The sequence below is a fragment of the Psychrobacillus faecigallinarum genome, from assembly GCF_014836595.1.
Lineage (GTDB): Bacteria > Bacillota > Bacilli > Bacillales_A > Planococcaceae > Psychrobacillus > Psychrobacillus faecigallinarum.
This window is the reverse complement of record NZ_JACSQO010000002.1, coordinates 451,151-471,198: the sequence shown is the minus strand read 5'-3', so window position 1 is coordinate 471,198 and position 20,048 is coordinate 451,151. Positions and strand designations below refer to the sequence as shown.

The 20,048-nt window shown below is 36.8% G+C and carries 22 protein-coding genes; 8 read left to right on the top strand and 14 right to left on the bottom strand.

What is annotated here, in order from left to right; translation table 11 throughout:
* Window positions 1-110 precede the first annotated feature (110 nt).
* The 5 genes from H9650_RS07005 to H9650_RS06985 all read left to right on the top strand — a co-directional run bounded on the left by H9650_RS07005 (window position 111) and on the right by H9650_RS06985 (window position 3,584).
* A complete protein-coding gene (locus H9650_RS07005; RefSeq protein WP_154310652.1) occupies window positions 111-611 on the top strand; it encodes a DUF1189 family protein in 501 nt (166 codons plus the stop codon).
* Window positions 612-660: 49 nt separating this feature from the next.
* Window positions 661-996 (top strand): hypothetical protein, encoded by a 336-nt coding sequence (locus H9650_RS07000; protein WP_144535929.1) that lies wholly within the window; start codon window positions 661-663, stop codon window positions 994-996.
* An 84-nt stretch (window positions 997-1,080) separates the two neighbouring features.
* Entirely contained in the window at window positions 1,081-2,208 is a 1,128-nt protein-coding gene (ispG, locus tag H9650_RS06995) for a flavodoxin-dependent (E)-4-hydroxy-3-methylbut-2-enyl-diphosphate synthase (protein WP_144535927.1), read from the top strand.
* Window positions 2,209-2,219: 11 nt separating this feature from the next.
* Window positions 2,220-2,798, top strand: a complete 579-nt coding sequence (locus H9650_RS06990) for a hypothetical protein (protein WP_154310650.1) — start codon at window positions 2,220-2,222, stop codon at window positions 2,796-2,798.
* A 168-nt stretch (window positions 2,799-2,966) separates the two neighbouring features.
* Window positions 2,967-3,584, top strand: coding sequence for an NAD(P)-dependent oxidoreductase (locus H9650_RS06985; protein WP_191696863.1), 618 nt, complete (start codon window positions 2,967-2,969; stop codon window positions 3,582-3,584).
* A gap of 325 nt (window positions 3,585-3,909) precedes the next feature.
* On the opposite strand, the gene H9650_RS06980 is transcribed toward H9650_RS06985, so the two are convergent.
* From H9650_RS06980 to H9650_RS06970, 3 genes are read right to left on the bottom strand one after another with little or no spacing between them, the layout of a single operon-like run.
* Window positions 3,910-4,320, bottom strand: a complete 411-nt coding sequence (locus H9650_RS06980; protein ID WP_144535922.1) for a Fur family transcriptional regulator — start codon at window positions 4,318-4,320, stop codon at window positions 3,910-3,912.
* Window positions 4,317-5,165 carry a metal ABC transporter permease gene (locus H9650_RS06975; RefSeq protein ID WP_191696862.1) on the bottom strand — a complete coding sequence of 283 codons (849 nt, stop codon included), beginning with the start codon at window positions 5,163-5,165 and terminating at the stop codon, window positions 4,317-4,319. The genes H9650_RS06980 and H9650_RS06975 overlap by 4 nt, the downstream gene beginning before the upstream one ends.
* Complete coding sequence (locus H9650_RS06970; RefSeq protein WP_154310647.1) at window positions 5,162-5,929, bottom strand: metal ABC transporter ATP-binding protein; 768 nt, start codon at window positions 5,927-5,929, stop codon at window positions 5,162-5,164. Before H9650_RS06970 ends, H9650_RS06975 begins: the two co-directional genes overlap by 4 nt.
* Before the next feature lie 102 nt (window positions 5,930-6,031).
* On the opposite strand from H9650_RS06970, the gene H9650_RS06965 reads away from it, so the two are divergent.
* Window positions 6,032-6,292, top strand: coding sequence for a hypothetical protein (locus H9650_RS06965; protein WP_144535916.1), 261 nt, complete (start codon window positions 6,032-6,034; stop codon window positions 6,290-6,292).
* 28 nt (window positions 6,293-6,320) lie between these two features.
* Here the strand turns inward: H9650_RS06965 and H9650_RS06960 are convergent, their stop codons facing one another.
* Window positions 6,321-7,208: a deoxyribonuclease IV gene (locus tag H9650_RS06960; RefSeq protein ID WP_151109435.1), complete on the bottom strand. Its 888-nt coding sequence runs from the start codon at window positions 7,206-7,208 to the stop codon at window positions 6,321-6,323.
* Window positions 7,209-7,220: 12 nt separating this feature from the next.
* Window positions 7,221-8,519, bottom strand: a complete 1,299-nt coding sequence (locus H9650_RS06955) for a DEAD/DEAH box helicase (RefSeq protein ID WP_144535912.1) — start codon at window positions 8,517-8,519, stop codon at window positions 7,221-7,223.
* A gap of 104 nt (window positions 8,520-8,623) precedes the next feature.
* Here H9650_RS06955 and vrrA point away from each other — a divergent pair, with 104 nt between their 5' ends.
* Both vrrA and H9650_RS06945 read left to right on the top strand, forming a co-directional pair.
* The gene (vrrA, locus tag H9650_RS06950) at window positions 8,624-9,313 is read left to right on the top strand and encodes a VrrA/YqfQ family protein (RefSeq protein WP_144535910.1); all 690 of its coding nucleotides are present in this window, start codon (window positions 8,624-8,626) and stop codon (window positions 9,311-9,313) included.
* Window positions 9,314-9,381: 68 nt separating this feature from the next.
* A complete protein-coding gene (locus tag H9650_RS06945) occupies window positions 9,382-10,359 on the top strand; it encodes a 4-hydroxy-3-methylbut-2-enyl diphosphate reductase (protein WP_151109431.1) in 978 nt (325 codons plus the stop codon).
* A 52-nt stretch (window positions 10,360-10,411) separates the two neighbouring features.
* Here the strand turns inward: H9650_RS06945 and H9650_RS06940 are convergent, their stop codons facing one another.
* From H9650_RS06940 to H9650_RS06900, 9 genes are all read right to left on the bottom strand, one after another.
* A complete protein-coding gene (locus tag H9650_RS06940) occupies window positions 10,412-11,530 on the bottom strand; it encodes a Nif3-like dinuclear metal center hexameric protein (protein ID WP_191696861.1) in 1,119 nt (372 codons plus the stop codon).
* A gap of 2 nt (window positions 11,531-11,532) precedes the next feature.
* Window positions 11,533-12,225 carry a tRNA (adenine(22)-N(1))-methyltransferase gene (locus H9650_RS06935; RefSeq protein WP_191696860.1) on the bottom strand — a complete coding sequence of 231 codons (693 nt, stop codon included), beginning with the start codon at window positions 12,223-12,225 and terminating at the stop codon, window positions 11,533-11,535.
* A gap of 349 nt (window positions 12,226-12,574) precedes the next feature.
* Complete coding sequence (gene cccA / locus H9650_RS06930) at window positions 12,575-12,958, bottom strand: cytochrome c550 (protein WP_144535902.1); 384 nt, start codon at window positions 12,956-12,958, stop codon at window positions 12,575-12,577.
* 141 nt (window positions 12,959-13,099) lie between these two features.
* The gene (locus tag H9650_RS06925; protein ID WP_191696859.1) at window positions 13,100-14,239 is read right to left on the bottom strand and encodes an acyl-CoA dehydrogenase family protein; all 1,140 of its coding nucleotides are present in this window, start codon (window positions 14,237-14,239) and stop codon (window positions 13,100-13,102) included.
* Window positions 14,240-14,499: 260 nt separating this feature from the next.
* Window positions 14,500-15,066 (bottom strand): hypothetical protein, encoded by a 567-nt coding sequence (locus H9650_RS06920; protein WP_191696858.1) that lies wholly within the window; start codon window positions 15,064-15,066, stop codon window positions 14,500-14,502.
* A gap of 160 nt (window positions 15,067-15,226) precedes the next feature.
* The gene (gene rpoD / locus H9650_RS06915; protein ID WP_144535896.1) at window positions 15,227-16,354 is read right to left on the bottom strand and encodes an RNA polymerase sigma factor RpoD; all 1,128 of its coding nucleotides are present in this window, start codon (window positions 16,352-16,354) and stop codon (window positions 15,227-15,229) included.
* 32 nt (window positions 16,355-16,386) lie between these two features.
* Window positions 16,387-18,219 (bottom strand): DNA primase, encoded by a 1,833-nt coding sequence (gene dnaG, locus H9650_RS06910; RefSeq protein ID WP_151109425.1) that lies wholly within the window; start codon window positions 18,217-18,219, stop codon window positions 16,387-16,389.
* A 215-nt stretch (window positions 18,220-18,434) separates the two neighbouring features.
* A complete protein-coding gene (locus H9650_RS06905) occupies window positions 18,435-19,244 on the bottom strand; it encodes a pyruvate, water dikinase regulatory protein (protein WP_144535892.1) in 810 nt (269 codons plus the stop codon).
* Between the two features lie 11 nt (window positions 19,245-19,255).
* On the bottom strand, window positions 19,256-19,894 hold the full coding sequence (locus H9650_RS06900; RefSeq protein ID WP_151109423.1) for a helix-turn-helix transcriptional regulator: 639 nt from the start codon (window positions 19,892-19,894) through the stop codon (window positions 19,256-19,258).
* Between the last annotated feature and the right edge of the window lie 154 nt (window positions 19,895-20,048).

The following is a 20,048-nucleotide window of genomic DNA, read 5'->3' as shown; positions in this document are numbered from 1 at the left end:
CTTATGTAAACACATACTCACCATTCTTTACAATATCTTAACAAAGCAAATAAATTACTTTGTTTTCTTCATTCTGAAGATGATATTATGAAGTAGGAAGGGTGATATCTATGAATCTATATCAATTATTTAAAGCAAGCTTACATAGCCCTAAAAAAATTGCGGCATTTCGACTTATACCTATTGGAAAGGTTATGCAATACATATTCATCTATGTATTTCTAATGACAGCTTTCTCCTTTTACGGATTTATAAATGGTATTTCAGAACAACAACAAAATGTTGAGGGACTTATTGAATATTTTGCGGATATTCAATGGTTGATCTATCCGTTCGCTTTTATATTTTTGTTTGTATTAAATACTATGTTGATATTTGTCCGTATTAGTATCTTTGCCTATATAGGTACCCTAATACTTCATTTATTAAAACGACGTGGCGAATATCGTCATTTATGGAGAACGACTCTATTTGCCAGCACTGTTCCAATGTTGCTTTCCATCCTTTTTGCATTACTGCAATGGTCTAATGATTATTTTCAATTAGTAATCTATGTCATTACGTTTGTCTATTTATTTATGTCTTTAAAATATTATCCTATCAAGAGATAATGCATAATGTTCCCTCCTGCGACATAGAGTTCGTTAGGGGGGATTTTTAATGAAACTATTTTTAGCAACCATCGCGTTACTTGTTTCGTTTTATATTATTAAGGTAGATTTGTTTGAGGGAACTATCCCATTAGCATATTCGAGTGAGATACAAATGGAGAAGTGCATTGAATCTCCTAACTATATTGTTGCAGAGATTATGCCTGGGGAAACTATCTATTCTTTATTTGCGATTTATCCTACTAGTGAAGATATTTCATTTACTAAACGTTTAAATGATTTTTATGAGCTAAATCCTCATTTAAAAAACCAGTCATTCCATGTAGGAGAAAAAGTACTTTTACCTGTTTATACATCGCAAACAAACTGTAAAAAAGAAAATTAGAGGTTTCTTCCTTGTCAATTCATTTGAAAGACTGATAAAATGGTGGATAGTGACGGCATAAAGCCTCAAGAAGGAGAGAATTTCATGAGTGAAATAATTCATCGTTCCAAAACTCGTCCTGTGCGAGTTGGAAACTTGACTATAGGTGGCAGTAACGAGCTTTTTATCCAAAGTATGACTACAACTAAAACACATGATGTAGAAGCAACTGTGGCGGAAATTTTACGCCTAGAGGAAGCTGGTTGTCAAATCGTTCGTGTAGCTTGTCCAGATGAACGTGCCGCTTATTCGATCGGCGAGATAAAAAAACGTATTAATATTCCATTAGTAGTGGACATCCATTTTGATTATAAATTAGCGCTAATCGCTATCGAACAAGGTGCTGATAAAATTCGTATTAACCCAGGTAACATTGGGCGCAAGGAAAAAGTAGAAGCTGTAGTAAATGCGGCTAAAGCAAAAGGTATTCCAATCCGAATCGGTGTTAATGCTGGTTCTCTAGAAAGAAAAATTCTAGAGAAGTATGGCTATCCTACAGCAGATGGTATGGTAGAAAGTGCTCTTCACCATATAAAAATTCTAGAAGACTTAGATTTTCATGACATTATTGTTTCGATGAAGGCTTCTGATGTTAGCTTAGCAATTGAAGCTTACCGCAAGGCTTCTGAAGCATTTGACTACCCACTTCACTTAGGAATCACTGAGTCAGGTACATTGTTTGCAGGTTCTATTAAAAGTGCTGCTGGCCTTGGAACACTTCTAGCGATGGGTATTGGTAACACAATGCGTGTATCTTTAAGTGCAGATCCAGTTGAAGAAGTAAAGGTTGCAAGAGAGCTTTTAAAAGTATTCGGTCTTTCTTCTAACGCTGCAACACTTATATCATGTCCGACTTGTGGACGAATCGAAATAGACCTAATTTCTATTGCAAATGAAGTAGAAGAATACATTTCTCATATTAAGGCACCTATTAAAGTAGCAGTATTAGGATGTGCAGTAAACGGACCTGGTGAGGCTCGTGAGGCTGACATAGGTATTGCAGGTGCACGAGGAGAAGGTCTTTTGTTCCGGAAAGGTAAAACTGTTCGTAAAGTTCCCGAGGAAACAATGGTTGAAGAGCTAAAAATCGAAATTGATAAAATTGCTGCTGAGTATTTTGCACAACAAGAGCTAGATAAACAACAAAAGGATGCTGAAACACAACAAGCGTAAGGAGAGATACAATGACGAATGTACGATTCGGCATAGATATAGATGGGACAGTCACTTGTCCTACTTCTTTGCTTCCACATATAAATGATGCTTTTAAATGTAATTTACAGTTAGAGGATATTAAAGAGTACGATTTAACAAAGGCATTTGAAGTAGACCAAAAGGAATTTTATGAATGGTTTAAGTCGTCTGAGTCAGTAATCTACGCTACCTCCCCTATTCAAGCAGATGCTAAAGCAGTTTTATCTGCTTGGAAGGAAAAGTATGAGCTATACTTTATCTCTGCTCGTGGAGAAAACGTCATGGACGTAACTTTAAACTGGTTTAAAGAGCAAGAGCTACTATATGATCATATCGAATTGATCGGTACTCACAACAAAATAGAAACTGCCAGAAAACATGGCGTACATGTATTCTTTGAAGACAAGCATGACAATGCTGTAGAAATTAATGAAGAGCTAGATATTCCAGTTTTATTGTTCAACACTCCATATAATCAACAACCCGCTCCTAAGGGTGTCATCCGAGTGAATAACTGGATTGAAGCAAATAATTGGATTGAAAAAGAATTTTCGATGGCTATTAAGTAATATGAAAGGGGTAACCTGTTAAGGGTTATCCCTTTTTTTAGGTAAGATAGTATTTTCAAGCTTCAATTGAAATGTTACTTAATCAATACAAACTTACTTGTAATCGGACATAGGTGTTTCCTGATTATAGGATAAGTAATACAAAACATTAGAAAAGAGGAAATAGACATGGATATTATTATATTCGGAGCAAGTGGCGGTGTAGGCAAAAAATTTACTAAATTAGCATTAGACAAGGGTCACTCTGTCACAGCATACATACGGACCCCTTCTAAGCTAGCGATGGAGCATGAAAATCTGACTATTATTCAAGGTGACGCTTTTGACAAGAAAGCTGTCGAGGAAGCTATAAGTGGCAAGGAAGCAGTTATTTCATGTTTAGGATCCACTACTGGGATGAAAAAATCTACTCAACTAGAAAATATGATAAAAAATATAGCTGATGGAATGGTTGCGAATAATGTGAAACGAATTATTTATACTGCCTCTGCAGGTGTGGAAAATGAAATACCAGGGATAATGGGCAAAATGATGATGAAAATGCTGGGTAACGTGTTAGCCGACCATAAAAATGCAATTGATTACATTAAATCGAATGATTTAACTTATACAATTGTTAGACCAATGGGACTAACAGATAAAGCATTTACTGGTAATTATAAAGAATCTACTTCAAGTGTTCCTAATTCAGGGCGATCTATATCTAGAGCAGATGTTGCGGATTTCATCTATAAGGCATTAACTAATAGCGAGTACGAAAACACTTCTGTAGGAATTAGTAGCTAAAACCTTTTAAGATAAATGAAACTAACAATCGTGGACACATACTTGAGAAGGAAATAAGCCACCACAAGCAGCAAATAATAGTGGCTTAAATTCTTCACTCACCATGCTTTTCCTGACTACGCTTTCTCTCAGAAAAGTTTTACGACAATTCGAGCTCCGTTTACTACAATAGGTCTCTATTTTACGACAATCCTACGGAAATTTACTACAATCCCCTTCATGTCCCTTCTCTCGAGAAGGTTTTACGACAATTGAGCTCCATTTAAAAAATTTAATAAAATCCCCTGGCAACAAAAAAGTGTAAACCATTAAAGGCTTACACTTCTCAATGACATTCTGGACAGTTTCCGTAAATCTCAAATTTATGATTTTCTATCTCATACCCCGGTATACTATTTTGAAGCACTTCCATTGGGCAAAAATTGATTTCTTTAATGTTGCCACATTTTAAACAAATAAAATGGTGATGATGATGATCTACTTCACATTGCATTCGAAAGTTCTTTTCCCCTGCCAGCTCTGTTTCTTCTAAAATACCAAGCTCTACGAAAGTATTAAGATTACGGTAAATTGTATCGTAGCTCATACCCGGGTGTTCCTCCATCATGACATCTAATATATCTCTAGCTGTAATATACTTACTTGTTTTAGAAAAAATATCGAGAATCTGTTCTCGCTTATCGGTTTTCTTAAAGCCTTCTTTTTTTAAAAGATCCCATGCTTTTTCTATGTTCATGTTGCAACCGCTCCTTTTCTTCCCACCTTTTTAGCTAAAATAGCTAGAAGCAAGATAATAATAGAAGTAACTACAATAGTTCCACCTGGGGCTAAGTCCAAATAAAACGCGCTTACTAGTCCAATGACAACAGCTAGTTCGCCAAAAATTACAGATAGAATAAGAGCCTGCTTAAAGCTTTTGGATATTCTCATAGCTGCTGCCACAGGCAGTGTCATAAGCGAAGAAACAAGTAATATACCGACAATTCTCATAGATGCAGCAATCACTAGAGCTGTTACCACCATGAAAAGCATATGGATCCATTTAGCAGGAAGACCTGAAGCCTTTGCATATTCTTCGTCGAATGATAAAACAAAAAGTTCTTTAAAAAATAGCCCTAAAAATAATAACACAACAATTGAAATGCTAATAACTATCCATAAATCTTGTCTGCTGACGGCAGATACGGAACCAAATAAGTAACTAAACAAATCTGAACTGAATCCCTCAGCTAAAGAAATAAATATAGCACCAAAACCCAAGCCTGCTGACATAATGATGGGAATTGCCAATTCTTCATAATGTTTATATAGACGACGCAGCCTTTCGATAAAAAGTGAGCCCGTAACCGAAGCAACTATTCCTAAATATAATGGATTAAGTAGCGCTAGTGCCCCAATCGATTGGCTTAAGTAAAGACTACCTGCTATCCCTGCAAGGGTCACGTGGCTCAATGCATCTGCTATCAGTGATAGCCTTCTTACAACGATGAACACGCCCAACAGAGGAGCAATAATTCCAATAATCAACCCCGAAGCAAATGCATTTTGAAGAAATTCGTATTGAAAAATAGATTCTATCATGACTGTACCTCACCTTGGTGCTCAACTTTACGGACCGAATGACCGTACCATGCTTCCAATTGTTCTTCACTCATCAATTCCATGTCTTTTTTAAAACCATGGAAGTGCATTCTTTGATTTAGACATGCCACATGACTGATGCTAGTTGAAACGGCGTCAACATCATGGGTAACTAGTATGACAGTAATATTATGTTCACGATTCAAGTGTACTAACATATTATAAAATGAACGAACATTTTTGCTGTCAATTCCAACTGTAGGCTCATCTAATATTAATATCTTAGGATTACTAATCATTGCTCTTGCGATGAATACTCTCTGTTGCTGGCCACCAGAAAGCTCTCCTATATTTTTATCAGCGAAATCTTCCATTCCTACTGCCTTTAATGCTTGTCGAACTTGAAGTTTAATATTCTTAGGGAAACGCTTAAAAAGACCTGTTTGTTTAACAATTCCGCTTCTAACCACTTCACTTACTGTGGCAGGAAAGCCCGTATTAAACGAATTCGACTTTTGAGATACGTAGCCTATCCATTCTCTCTCTTTAAATTTATGAGCAGGCTTTCCAAATAGGAATACCTCTCCATCTGTTGGCTTTAACAGTCCTAGTATAATCTTTAGAAGTGTGGACTTTCCAGAACCGTTAGGACCAATAATGGCTAGGAAATCTCCTTCCTCAATGACTAAGTTAATATCGATTAACGCTTGTGTTTGTTCGTATTTATAAGAAATATTATGTAATTTGATTAATGGTAAGGACACTTTGTTTCCTCTATTCTAATTCAGAATGATTACGATTTACAATGATAAAGTATAGAGGATAAATCGTATTGTGTAAATAAAATTGCTTGAAAGGATGTTCATATGGATATTGGGAAGTTTATAATTCAACTACAAAACTGTACTAAAAAAGAATTTAAACAAATCCTAAAAGGATTTGACGTGAAGCTGTCGGATAAAGAAATAGAGGGAGTTCATCCTTTGCTTCAAGAAATTTCTATAACTTGGCTAGTATTAGGAGTACCTAATGCCATCCAGCAAAAACTGATTCAAATTTTAGGTGAAAAGCGCGCTATTACTCTTTATGAGCAGTTAAAAGAAAAAGGCCCCTCCTCTTTTCGTTGAAAAGAGAAGGTGCCAGACAATTTAAATATTACACAGTAAGTAATTCTAATGCCTTAGGGTCAAATAATTTAGAACGAAGCATCTCAATCTCCATTTTATAAGGAGCTTTTTTCGATTTAGCATCTACACCAACAAAAGGCGTCTCTAGTATTTTAGGTATTTCTGTAAGCTGTGGATGATGCACAACATATTGAAGTGCCTCAAATCCAATTTCACCAAATCCAATATTTTCATGACGGTCTTTAGCTGCTCCACAAACGTTCTTACTATCATTAATGTGCAACACTTTTAAACGGTCAATTCCAATAAGTTTGTCAAACTGATTTAATACACCATCAAAATCATTTACTACGTCATAGCCAGCATCATGTATATGGCATGTATCCATACAAACTGACAATCGATGATTATTTGTAACACCATCGAATATTTGAGCAAGCTCTTCAAAAGTCCTTCCACACTCTGATCCCTTACCTGCCATTGTTTCTAATGCAATTTGGACAGGGTGTTCAGTTGTCAAAACTTCATTCAAGCCTTCTATAATTTTTTGTATACCTGCTTCAGCTCCAGCGCCTACATGAGCTCCTGGGTGAAGAACAATTTGTGTTGCACCTATCGCAGCAGTACGCTCCACTTCTTTTTGGAGAAATTCTACACCTAAAGCAAATGTTTCTGGCTTTGTGGTATTTCCTAAATTAATAATATAAGGTGCATGAACCACAATATTAAAGATGTCATTTTCCTTCATATGCTGTAATCCAGCCTCAATATTTAATTCCTCAATTGGTTTTCTACGTGTGTTTTGAGGTGCTCCAGTATATATCATAAATGTGTTTGCACCGTATGATGCTGCCTCTTTACTAGATGCCAGAAGCATTTCTTTACCACTCATGGAAACATGTGATCCTAGTAGCATGGAAGTCCCTCCTTATTTCTTACGGTTTTTAATGCGACGCTCTCTTTTCTTCACTTTGTCCATTTCCCATTTCATATTACGCTTGTAGCCTGGTTTAACTTTTTTAGGTTTACGGACTAGCGCCTTCGCTTTAGCATCGATTTCATTTTCTACTTTTGTTCTATTCTTTCTCGCATGGCGTTCTTTTAGCTCTGTCCATTCACCGTTACTTACATCTTTGTGTTCAAATGTAATGCCCATTTTTTCTATACGGTTTAACGCATCCTCATCAGATGGTTCAAACAATGTGATTGCTGTCCCAGTTAGCCCTGCGCGAGCCGTTCTACCAACTCGGTGAATAAAGAATTCTAAGTCCTCTGGAATTTCATAATTGATGACATGGCTTACTCCAGGAATATCAATTCCACGAGCTGCTAAGTCTGTTGCAACTATATATTGATATTCTAATTCATGAATTTGTTTCATCACGCGTTTACGATCACGAGGAGAGATATCTCCATGTACAACGCCTACTTTTACGCCGTTACCTTGTAAGTAATTTGCAACTTCATCGGCATTTTGCTTTGTATTAGCAAAGATAATTGCCAAATAAGGATTGATACCTTCAATAACATCTAATAATCGTTTTTTACGAGATTTACTACGTACAGGTACAACAGTAAAGTCAATACCATCTGCTACTGGGCGTTTGTCACCTATTTTAATATGCACAGGAGAGTCCATATATTTTTTCAAGAATGGTTGTAGTTTTTCTGGAATAGTTGCAGAGAATACAAACATCTCTAATTGATCAGGCATACGTGATGCGAACTGATCTATTTCGTTTATAAAACCTAAATCAAATGCTAAATCTGCTTCATCCACTACTAATACATTTGCAGTATGAACTAAAAGCGCTTGTTCAACAGTTAAATCACGAAGTCGACCTGGTGTACCAACGACTATTTGTGGCTGTGTTTTTAACTTTTCGATTGAACGAGCCTTGTCTGTTCCTCCTATGAATAGCTTAGTTTGAATCTCTGTACCCTCTATTAACTTGTTCAACTCTTTATATATTTGAGTTGCAAGTTCTCTTGTTGGAGAAGTTATGATTGCTTGTACCTCTTGTTTACTAGCATTTACTTTTTCAACAATCGGTATCAAGAAGCTATGAGTCTTTCCAGTCCCCGTGTGTGCTTGACCAATCGCACTTTTCCCCTTTAATACTAAAGGAATGATTTCTTTTTGAATTGGTGTTGGTTCCTGGAAGCCTAATTTATTTATTGCTTCTTGTAAAAACGGTTGAAAATTATAATCTGTGTATTTGGACATTTGAGTCCCTCCCTATCATATCTTTATTGTAACACGATTGTACATAAAACGGATAATTTGCATAGAATAGAATAGTCTGTATGTTCGAAAGGAGATGAAACAAATTGCGCTATGAATCTTTTTATCCATTCGCTCAAAGAGGGAATGACTTTTCTAATTTTGGCAATCAAAATTCCTTCCAGAATGCCCCTCCTCCTCCACAAAATTTCGGTGAAGCTCCAAGTGGACCTAGTAATGGACCGGCGAGCGGACCTCTTACTAATTTAGTAAGACATTTCCAAGGAGGCAATGGTGGTTCTTCAGCTCCACCTACTGGAGGCGGTTTTAGCCAGGGTCCTCCCCCTGGAGCTGGCATGTTTGGGCAAGGACCTCCTCGTGGAGGATTTAATGCGGGAGGACCGCCAGGTGGTCCTCCCGGAGGTTTTGGACCAGGACCACAAGGCTTTGGGCAAGCCGCAGCAGCGGCTGGCGCTGCTGGTGCCGCTGGAACTGCTGCTGCAGGGGCTAGCGGTCTAAGCAGTAAAACGATGTCTTATTTGCAGACTGCTGATAAGTTTATTAATACAGCTCAACAACTAACACCTATGGTCAAACAATGGGCACCTATGATACAGAATGTACCTGCACTATTGAGACTTTATCGAGGCTTCACAGCTGCTCCTGCTGCAGGAGCAGCAGCAACTGCAGCCACTACAGCTTCGGCGGCGGCTGCAGCCCCGGTAGCAAGAGCAGCAAGCGCGGTAGCTTCCACTGGAGGTGCCTCGCTACCTCGAATCTTCCAGCCGCCGTTTTAATACTTTGTAATCAACCTTAACCTCCGTTATAATATGAGTATGCTCGTATTGAAGGGAGTTTCTTAAAAATGATTGTACAAAAAATTTCGCCTAGAGGATATTGTTATGGTGTGGTGGATGCTATGGTTATTGCACGTAACGCTGCGATGGACTCATCTCTTCCACGGCCAATTTATATATTAGGAATGATTGTTCACAACAAACATGTAACCGATGCTTTTGAGCAAGACGGAATTATTACACTGGATGGAGAAAATCGTTTAGATATCCTATCCAAAGTGGAGAAGGGTACCGTTATCTTTACTGCTCACGGTGTTTCCCCAGAGGTAAAAGAACTGGCACGTAAAAAAGGTTTAGTTTCTATAGATGCCACCTGTCCTGATGTTACTGTTACCCATGACTTAATCGAAGAAAAAACAGCAGAGGGCTTTGAGATTATTTATATCGGGAAAAAAGGACATCCCGAGCCAGAAGGCGCTATCGGAGTTGCTCCAGGTAAAGTACATTTAGTGCAGACAATTGAAGACATTGAAAATCTATCCCTACCTGACGAGAAATTATTAGTGACGAACCAAACTACAATGTCTCAATGGGATGTTGTTCATTTGATGGATAAATTAAAAGAAAAATTCCCTAACATTGAAGTTCACAAAGAAATTTGTCTAGCAACTCAAGTAAGACAAGAGGCAGTTGCTGAACAGGCTGGCAAAGCAGAGCTTCTTATTGTGGTTGGCGACCCAATGAGCAACAACTCTAACAGACTCACTCAAGTTTCAGAGGAGATTGCAGGAACACCATCGTACCGAATTGGTGATATTTCCGACCTAAAATTGGAATGGCTAGAAAATGTCAATCATGTTGCGGTTACTGCTGGTGCATCCACACCAACTCCGATTGTAAAGGAAGTTATTCAATTTCTAGAAAAGTTTGATCCGAATGATCCATCAACTCATGATACTTCAAAGAAAGTACTTCCTGAAAAAATTCTTCCAAAAATTAAGATTCCTAAACCAGTTATTCGAATTGAACCATATTCTATCAATTAACAAAGCTGCTTCCTTGAGAAGCAGCTTTTGTTTTAGTGTGGACACTTATCCCTTAAATTATTCGAAAGGGCTCAGTAGATAATTGTGATGCAATAAAAATACAGTCCAATTTTTTTTCCTCACATTTAGCATTCATGTAATCTGAGACGCCTTTTTTCATGATCTGCTCTATGTGATGTCCAGGATCAATAATAGCAAGGTCTATTGCCAGGGCATCCTGTGCAATATGGAAATATAAATCACCTGTGACCAATACATCTGCTCCTGCTCTTTTCGCTATTTGTATATATTTGTTGCCATCTCCGCCTAATATTGCAACCTTTTGAACAGGTTTTTCCATTGTTCCCACTACCCTAACAAATGGAACATTTAATTGAGATTTAACGGTGTTTGCATAATCCCCCAATGAGACTGAATTTGGTAGTAAACCTATTCTTCCAAGTCCCTTTTCATTGACTTCTATATCAAGTTCCATCAAATTGTATGCTGGTTCTTCATATGGATGAGCATTTAGCAGGGCTTTTAGGACTCTATTTTTCTTTGTAGCCGGGAACACTACCTCGATTTTATCTTCCTCAACTACTGCTAGTTTATTTGCCTCTCCTATATAAGGTTTTGCTTCACTATTTGGCTTAAAACGGCCCTCTCCGGGAGTTGTGAAGCTACAACTATCATAGTCACCTAGTTTACCTGCTCCTGCCTCCCCAATCGCTTTTCTCACGGCTTCAGTCGCTTCTTTAGGCGTAAAGACCTCTAGCTTCATTAGCTTCTCAGCAGTAGTCGGCTCTAAAATGGAAACTTTCTCTAACTTCAAGGCATCGGCCAATAAATCATTTACTCCCCCTGTTGCAATATCCAAATTAGTATGAGCTGCGTAGACTGCAATTTCATGCTTTATCAACTTTTCAAATAAACGTCCTTGAGGTAAATCAGTTCTAATATTTTTTAGTTTATTATAGATAGGCGGATGATGAGCAATAATCAGCTGACATCCTTTTTCAATTGCTTCATCCACCACTTCGTTATTGACATCTAATGTTACAAGGACCTTAGTAACTGGCTTATCTAACCTTCCAATTTGAAGACCTACAGAATCTCCTTCTACTGCTAAAGAGCGAGGAGCCCATTCTTCAAAAAAGGAAATAAGATGCTGTCCATTTGTTTGCTTCATAATTACAACAGCTCCTTAACAATTGACATCTTGTTCTCTAGTTCCATTATTTTATGTTCAACTTCAGTGGAATTAGGGATAGTCTTTAATTGTGTCCATATTCTTTCCCATTCCTTCACTTCAACTGACCATTTTTTCTTAAATATATTTGTTCTGACTTGCATTAATATTGGTCCAACTAAGAGCTCCTGCTCAGTAAGAGGCATGCTCCCTTTTTTTAATACGATTACTTCATATATTTTAGAATGCTCCTCTAGAATAGTTTCCTCTTCGATTTTCCAGCCTTCTTTGACTGCCCATTCACGGATTGCCTTTGCGTGGATATTAGGTTGGAGAATTAACGTGTGGACATTCGTTAGCTTATGCTTGCCAGCTTCTAAGATGGAAGCGATTAATGGACCACCCATCCCAGCAATAGTAATCGTGCCTACGTGATCTTCCTCATTAATAACTTGTAATCCGTCTCCAAAACGGACCTCTATTTGATTTTCTAAACCTTCATTTTTAACTTGCTTTAAGGCAGATTCATATGGTCCTTTTACAACTTCACCCGCTATCGCTTTTGTGATAGTGGATTGATGCACTAAATAACATGGTAAATAGGCATGGTCACTTCCAATGTCAGCTAAAATAGTATTTTTTTCTACGTAGGAAGCTACTGTTTTTAGTCTATCTGATAAATTTTTTGCATTCATTCTTTACACCTCTAAAGTTATTATAACAAAAATAAAAAATGCGTTCGAGTACTTGCAGTGATAGTTTCCATTTATATAAAAGTATAACACTGCCCTAGTTTGAGATTTAACATGTCGTTGAATGGATTCTTAATTACAAATGAAATTTTATTGAAGAGCTGTATTGATAGATTATCGCTTTTCCACACTTTTAACAAAAATCATGTCTTACGATTCTTGCTCAAATTTTAATCATTTAATAAAATTCACATGAATATGTTATTTTATATTCGTTCTTGTCATTCATAAAAAGCAACACTAAAAAAAGACCTCGATTCTTAAAAAGAATCCGAGGTCTTTTATCGAAATATTAGTTACCTAAAGATTTGATCCAAGTAGCCATTTCATCTAGGTTTGCTTCTGGTACTAAGCCAGCAGGCATAGCGCCTTTACCGTTTGCTAAAACGTCTTTGATTTCATCTTCCGATAGTGCAGTACCAACTAATGATGGTCCCATTCCACCTTCATATGAGTTACCGTGACAGCTAATACATTTTCCTTGAGCAAGTGCTTCAGGATCGAATTCTCCAGCAGCAGCATCTTCTCCGCCTTCAGCAGATTCTCCACCTTCAGCAGATTCATGTTCTGAAGTGATTTCTTCTTTGTTACCTACGCCATCGATAGATAGGAAGAAAATTAAACCGATACCAAATGCCATAATTAATATAAATGGAATAATTGGATTCTTTTGCATAGTTAACCCTCCTTCTTTGATACATTCTTTTCTAATATAGAATTAGTCAACACTCATATTGTACTCCATTGTGTCGAAAACGAAAAGTGTTATTGAAGAAGTTTTATAGCTTTGTGACAAAATCGACATATTTTTTTAAAATTAACAACCAATATGTCTAGCAATTACCATTCGTTGGACCTCAGATGTACCTTCTCCAATTTCAAGTAGTTTTGCATCTCTCATAAAGCGTTCCACCTCATACTCCTTCATATATCCATATCCTCCATGCAGTTGAATTGCTTGATCTGCCACTTCCATTGCAATTTCGGACGCATATAATTTACACATAGATGCCTCTTTACCAAAAGCACGTCCTTGATCCTTCAACCAAGCTGCCTTATAAACCATAGTTCTTGCTAATTCTATTTTCATGGCCATATCGGCAAGCTTAAATTGCGTAATTTGAAATTCTGATAAAGTTTTTCCGAATTGCTTACGCTCTTTAGAATATTGTAGAGCTCGATCAAAAGCTGCCTGTGCAATACCAACTGCCATTGCTCCTATACCAATTCGTCCACCGTCTAAGGTAACTAAAAACTGTCTGAATCCATTTCCTCGCTTACCTAACAAATTCTCTTGAGGCACTCTTACATTATCTATTACCAATTCCGTTGTATTAGATGCATTCAAACCCATTTTTTCATAATTGTCGATAACAGTGAACCCTTCAGCATCTGTAGGAACTATAATTGCTGATATTTCCTTTTTACCATCCTTAATATCCGTTATTGCAGTCAAAGCAAGATGCTTTGCATAGCTAGCATTTGTTATAAATGCCTTACTACCATTTATAACAAAATCATCGCCTTCTTCTTTGGCAGTTGTTTGTGTTCCTCCTGCATCAGATCCAGCGTTAGGCTCCGTTAAACCAAACGCACCAAAGGATTCTCCTGTACAAATTGGAACTAAATACTTTTGCTTTTGCTCTTCTGTTCCAAACAAGCTAAGCGGAGCTCCTCCTAGTGAAATATGTGCCGAGTAAGTAATGCCTGTAGAGGCACATGCACGACTCAATTCCTCTGTTACAATAGCAAAGCTCACTGTATCTGCCCCTGCTCCACCATACTCTTCTGAAAACGGTAAGCCCATCATCCCCATGTCAGCTAACTGTTTAAAGACTTCTTTCGGAAAATGCTTTGTTCTGTCACGCTCAATAGCTCCAGGAGCTACAACTTCGTTAGCAAACTCCTTAATAGTCTTGCGAATCATCTGTTGTTCCTGAGTTAAATCAAAATTCATTTTATTCCATCCCCTTTGTAAATAAAAACGCTTACTTTTTTATTATACAAAAGATTGCGGAAATTAGCATATTAAAAAGCGATTCTATGTCACTAGTAATAATTATTACACAATAAATTGAAAGATTTATTATAAGAATTGGTACATAAAAATAGGAAGCCAAGCCTTTCCTGCTTATTTACAGGCAAGAAGGTTTGGCTTCCTATTAAAATTAAAAACAAACTCAAAATTACCAGATTTCCAATTAATACATAAATTATCTATACGATATATATATAAGCTATATAAACTAGTATGAAGATTATTCCCACTATACCGGAGATAGTGAAGTAAATTAGCTTCAAAAATACTCCAGAAAGAAGCCATAAAATACAATTAGCGATAATCATAAATAATAATATATTTGGTTCACTTATAAAGTAGGCTTCCCAAATTTTGAAAGTAACCCCTAGCAAAAGCAATGCAGAAAAAACAAATAAGAGTGGGGTTAAAAGAGAGTTATTTTTTGCTAGTTTAATAGCAATGTAGACAAATAATATCACAGCAACTCCAGCAAATATAATCGGTAGTATGTTTGAAGTCATAGTTAATAGTGCGGTTAAGATCGCTAAAGTGATTAGTCCTATAAGAAAAATAACTCCATTCATTTTTAAAGATGCTTTTTTCTTTTCCTTTTCCAAAACTGCTTGATTGTTTACTTCTATTTCTTCTTTCTCCCCTTGTGCATAAAGAGCAGTAAGAAAATCACAGTAATGCTCCGGGAGAAGTTTATTTTGCTTCCAGAAAGCTATTTCATTCAGTATTATTTGCTTTTTTTGAACTGACATACTAATCCTCTTTTCCATTCTCTTCCTTATGCCAATTGGATAATCTGTGTTTGAAGACTTTGAGTTTATATCTTTCTATGTATCAGGTTGATTGCAACTTTTGGAAATATTTCGTATTTTATTACTGTAAAAAAGGCATCCTTTTTAGGATGCCTCTTTATTATTCTAAGAAATCTTTTAAGCGTTTGCTTCTAGAAGGATGACGTAACTTTCTTAAAGCCTTCGCTTCAATTTGTCGAATACGTTCACGTGTTACGCCGAAAACCTTGCCAACTTCCTCAAGAGTTCTCGTACGCCCATCATCTAATCCAAAGCGTAAACGTAATACATTTTCCTCACGGTCTGTTAAAGTGTCTAACACATCTTCTAATTGCTCTTTAAGAAGTTCGTATGCTGCATGATCAGAAGGTGATTGTGCATCAGCATCTTCAATGAAATCTCCTAAATGAGAATCGTCTTCTTCCCCAATAGGTGTTTCTAAGGAAACTGGTTCTTGTGCTATTTTTAAGATTTCACGTACTTTTTCTGCTGGAAGATCCATCTCTTCTCCGATTTCTTCCGGTGAAGGCTCACGTCCTAAATCTTGTAGTAACTGACGTTGAACTCGAATTAGCTTGTTAATTGTTTCAACCATGTGCACTGGAATACGAATTGTTCGAGCTTGGTCAGCAATTGCACGAGTTATCGCTTGTCGAATCCACCAAGTTGCATAAGTACTAAATTTGAACCCTTTACGGTGGTCAAACTTCTCTACTGCTTTAATAAGACCCATGTTACCTTCTTGAATTAGATCCAAGAATAACATTCCTCGTCCCACATAGCGTTTAGCAATACTAACAACTAAGCGTAGGTTTGCCTCTGCTAGACGTTTTCTAGCTTCTTCATCTCCTTGCTCGATTCTTTCAGCAAGTGCGATTTCTTCCGAAGCCTTCAACAGATCTACTCGGCCAATCTCTTTTAAATACATACGAACAGGGTCATTGATCTTAACGCCAGGTGGAACACTTAAATCATTGAGATCAAAGGTTTCTTCTTCTTTCCCTTTCATCAAACGATCTAAATCCTCTTCATCTCCGTCTTTACGACCAAGTTCAATTCCTTTGCCCTCTAAATGCTCAATGAACTCTTCGATTTGATCTGATTCCAAATCGAAAGAAGCAAGTTTGTCGGCTATATCATGGTAAGTTACCTCACCATTTTTTTTACCTAGTTCGATTAATTGTTTTTTTGCATCTTCTAATGATAATTCGATATCCGTTTCTTTTGTACGTTCAGACTTGTCCGCCATAAGAATTCCTCCTTTTACTACCGGATGATTATTTATTGAAAATCTACTAAAGATTTCTTTAACTGAATGGCCTCTTGTGCCAGCTGGAGAGCTTTAGTTATATCCGACATTTTTTCAGCCTCTTTAGCTTCATGTAGCTTACGTTCTATTTGCTGCTCAATCCGGTATTTTCTAATATGGCGCAAACAGTCCATGACTTCTTCCGTTTCATGCTCTGGATCACGTTCTGAGAGCGCTGCTTCCATAACTATTTTTCTTAGTTCACCATCATTTAAAACTTCTAAAAACCTTTGATAATCACCATCGGGATAATCTTCGTAATAACCCATTAAGCGAACATATGCAGCTTCATATGCATCTCTTATAAAACATGGGCCATCATTGATGTTACTTATTGCAATATCAATTACTTGAGGGTTGTGAAGCATATGTGCCAACAATATTCTTTCCGCTCTTTCATCCGCTGAAATGGTTCGTTTCTTTTTCGGCAGCTCTTGAGGAGACGCAATAGGAAGAGAATGATTGCTTTTAGTTTCTTTTGCTTTTTTCCCCTGTATTTTGCGCAAATGTTGATATATCGCTTCTTCTGATACGTTTGTCTCTTGAGACAGCTGGCGAATATAGAGATCTCGCTCTACAGTAGAGTTTCTATCACTCAGTATTTCCAATATCTCTTGAATATACTGAAGCGTATCATTTTCGTTATTAAAATTCTTGTCCCTCTTTGACACAATCATCATAAATGAAAGATAAGAATGAGGTTTGTCAATAATTTTTTCCCTAAAGGCTACTTCTCCATAATTTTTTATATAGTCATCAGGATCCATTGCATCAGGAATAATTGCAACCTCAGTTTGAATACTTTGGCCTTGAAGAGATGTTGCAGCTTTACGAGCAGCCTCCATTCCAGCTTTATCACCATCGAAGCAAAGAGTGACATTGGTAGTTAATCTCTTGAGCTTGGTTATATGTTGAGACGTTAAAGCGGTTCCCATTGTTGCAACACCGTTTGTTATACCCGCTTTTGATGCTGAAATAACATCTAAAAAGCCTTCAAAAATAATCACATTGCGTTGCTTACGTATATCAAGTCTTGCTTTATCTAAGTTATAGAGAATTTGGCTTTTCTGAAAAATAGGAGACTCTGGACTATTTAGATACTTTGCTTCGTTTTCTTTCTTGTGTAGTATCCTTCCAGAGAACGCCACTACGTGTCCGGTTTCATCGAAAACAGGGAACATAATTCTTCCGCGGAACCGGTCAAAATACTTCAGCTCATTTTCTTTTCTTATAATAAGTCCAGTTTTCTCAATTTCTTGTAAATCCATACCTTTTCTCTCTAATAAGGTAGTAAGAGCATCCCAGCTAGGTAGTGACCAGCCTATTTTATACTTTTCTATAAGCTCGGTAGAAAACCCTCTTTCTTGTAAGTAATGTAATGCATTTTCTCCCTCCTCCGTGTGAAGTAACAGATGATGAAAATATTCGCTAGCAAACTCATGCGCTTTTTTCATAAGAGATACTTCTTTAGAGACTGGTGCTTTTTCCTCTATACTATGAGCTGACTTATGTTCAATCTCCATACCGAGACGACTACCAAGCTTACTAACAGCTTCATGGAATGAGAGATTTTCAATATCCATTAAAAACGTAATTACATTTCCTCCGGCTCCACAGCCAAAACAATGAAAAATTTGCTTTTCGTGTGTGACTGAAAAAGATGGGGTTTGTTCACCATGAAAAGGACAAAGGCCGAAGAAGTTTCTACCTCTCTTCGTAAGTTGAACATACTCACTGATTACATCTACAATATCTGTGTTATTTCTAACTTGTTCGATTACTTCTTCTTCTATACGATTCGTCATTATTTCACCATCTTTACTTGCTACTTAGTATTAATTCGAGAGACTTAAGAAAAATCCTGCAAGAATCGACAAAATAATTACACAAAAATACGAAATAATTCTTTTTTCCACAAAGAATTATTATAAAACATTTCAATATATTAATCTATACTTTATTCGCTTTCGTACATAAAAAAACCTTTTCACATTCGTGAATCGGTCTTTAATATTTCAAATTATTTTTGTTGGATTTGATTTATGACTAGATTAGCAGTTTCTTCTACTGCCCTATTAGTCACATCTATTACCTGACATCCAATTCGATTGACGATACGTTCAAAGTGTTCAATCTCTTCATTTATACGTTCTATCTTCGCATAGCTCGCATCATCCTTCAAACCAATAGCGATAAGTCTTTCTCTTCGAATCGAATTAAGTTTATCCGGAGTAATAACTAATCCAAAGCACTTCAATGGATCTATTTGAAAAAGTTCCTCTGGTGGCTCTACTTCGGGAACAAGTGGTACGTTAGCCACTTTATATCTTTTATTAGCTAAATACTGAGATAATGGAGTTTTAGAAGTTCTTGAGACACCAATCAATACTATATCAGCTTGTAAAAGCCCTCTAGGATCTCTTCCATCATCATACTTGACAGCAAATTCCACTGCTTCTATTTTTTTAAAATAGTCTTCATCTAGTTTGCGAACAAGACCAGGCTCTTCAAATGGCTTTTCATCTAATTTTTTTTCGAGCAGACTGATAACAGGCCCAATTAAATCTACGCATTGCAAATCGTACTTCTTGCAATACGTCACAATTGCCTCTCTCATATCATGCTGAACTAATGTATATAAAATACAAGCGTTCTGTTCTTTAGCCAAAGCAGTTATCTCTTTAATGTGGTCCATGGAGTCAATATGGGTAAATCTTTTTAGCTTTGTATGTTGCAAGCCAGGTCTAAATTGGCTGATTGCAGCCTTTGCAACTAATTCACCCGTTTCTCCTATAGAATCTGAGACGATAAACAGGTTTAACATTTTCATTTTTTCACTCCTCATAAATCATGGTCATCTGCTAAAGATAAGAAAGCTCGTGTAATATTTGTCTTTGTTATTCTCCCGACAATCTCTAAACCATCTTTAGTTTCTTTAACAACTGGTAAAGAATCGATTTGTCGACTCATTAGTTTATTAGCTACTTCTATCAATGTATCTTCTTTTAAACAATACGTCACATTAGGCATTCTTGTCATAATCATATGTACCGGCATTTTGGTTAGATCTTGATTTCCAATACTTGTACGTAAAAAGTCTTTCCTTGAAAGAACTCCCGACAATACAGACTTTTTATCTACCACGAACAACGATCCAACATCCTCTAAAAACATTTGACATATTGCATCGTAAACTGACATACCTTCTTCAACAACAACGGGGATAGATTGAAAATCCTTTACTAGCATCTGTGCAATATTATCTGAAATAGCCTGACTGGTTTTTTTACCAGAATAAAAATATCCAACACGTGGACGAGCATCTAAAAAACCAGCCATCGTTAAAATCGCGAGATCCGGTCTAAGTGTAGACCTTGTTAAACTAAGTCGTTCTGCTATTTGTTCACCTGTAATAGGCCCATTCCCTTTTACAATGTCCAAAATTTCGACCTGCCGTTTGTTGAGTTCGATTGGACTCACCGCCTCAAAATTATACTTATTCTAAATAATTATATACCATTATGCATCACATTGCTAAATAAAGAAGCATATGTTACAATCATCAATAATATTAAAGCGTTGAAGAGCATTATAAGTACTGTTATTTTAGCGAGTGGTGATAGTGTAAGACCAC

Bases quoted from the DNA above. Each gene is read 5' to 3' on its own strand.
- H9650_RS07005 (WP_154310652.1), top strand. From the start codon at position 111: ATGAATCTATATCAATTATTTAAAGCAAGCTTACATAGCCCTAAAAAA.
- H9650_RS07000 (WP_144535929.1), top strand. From the start codon at position 661: ATGAAACTATTTTTAGCAACCATCGCGTTACTTGTTTCGTTTTATATT.
- ispG (WP_144535927.1), top strand. From the start codon at position 1,081: ATGAGTGAAATAATTCATCGTTCCAAAACTCGTCCTGTGCGAGTTGGA.
- H9650_RS06990 (WP_154310650.1), top strand. From the start codon at position 2,220: ATGACGAATGTACGATTCGGCATAGATATAGATGGGACAGTCACTTGT.
- H9650_RS06985 (WP_191696863.1), top strand. From the start codon at position 2,967: ATGGATATTATTATATTCGGAGCAAGTGGCGGTGTAGGCAAAAAATTT.
- H9650_RS06980 (WP_144535922.1), bottom strand. From the start codon at position 4,320: ATGAACATAGAAAAAGCATGGGATCTTTTAAAAAAAGAAGGCTTTAAG.
- H9650_RS06975 (WP_191696862.1), bottom strand. From the start codon at position 5,165: ATGATAGAATCTATTTTTCAATACGAATTTCTTCAAAATGCATTTGCT.
- H9650_RS06965 (WP_144535916.1), top strand. From the start codon at position 6,032: ATGGATATTGGGAAGTTTATAATTCAACTACAAAACTGTACTAAAAAA.
- H9650_RS06960 (WP_151109435.1), bottom strand. From the start codon at position 7,208: ATGCTACTAGGATCACATGTTTCCATGAGTGGTAAAGAAATGCTTCTG.
- H9650_RS06955 (WP_144535912.1), bottom strand. From the start codon at position 8,519: ATGTCCAAATACACAGATTATAATTTTCAACCGTTTTTACAAGAAGCA.
- H9650_RS06945 (WP_151109431.1), top strand. From the start codon at position 9,382: ATGATTGTACAAAAAATTTCGCCTAGAGGATATTGTTATGGTGTGGTG.
- H9650_RS06940 (WP_191696861.1), bottom strand. From the start codon at position 11,530: ATGAAGCAAACAAATGGACAGCATCTTATTTCCTTTTTTGAAGAATGG.
- H9650_RS06935 (WP_191696860.1), bottom strand. From the start codon at position 12,225: ATGAATGCAAAAAATTTATCAGATAGACTAAAAACAGTAGCTTCCTAC.
- cccA (WP_144535902.1), bottom strand. From the start codon at position 12,958: ATGCAAAAGAATCCAATTATTCCATTTATATTAATTATGGCATTTGGT.
- H9650_RS06925 (WP_191696859.1), bottom strand. From the start codon at position 14,239: ATGAATTTTGATTTAACTCAGGAACAACAGATGATTCGCAAGACTATT.
- H9650_RS06920 (WP_191696858.1), bottom strand. From the start codon at position 15,066: ATGTCAGTTCAAAAAAAGCAAATAATACTGAATGAAATAGCTTTCTGG.
- rpoD (WP_144535896.1), bottom strand. From the start codon at position 16,354: ATGGCGGACAAGTCTGAACGTACAAAAGAAACGGATATCGAATTATCA.
- dnaG (WP_151109425.1), bottom strand. From the start codon at position 18,219: ATGACGAATCGTATAGAAGAAGAAGTAATCGAACAAGTTAGAAATAAC.
- H9650_RS06905 (WP_144535892.1), bottom strand. From the start codon at position 19,244: ATGAAAATGTTAAACCTGTTTATCGTCTCAGATTCTATAGGAGAAACG.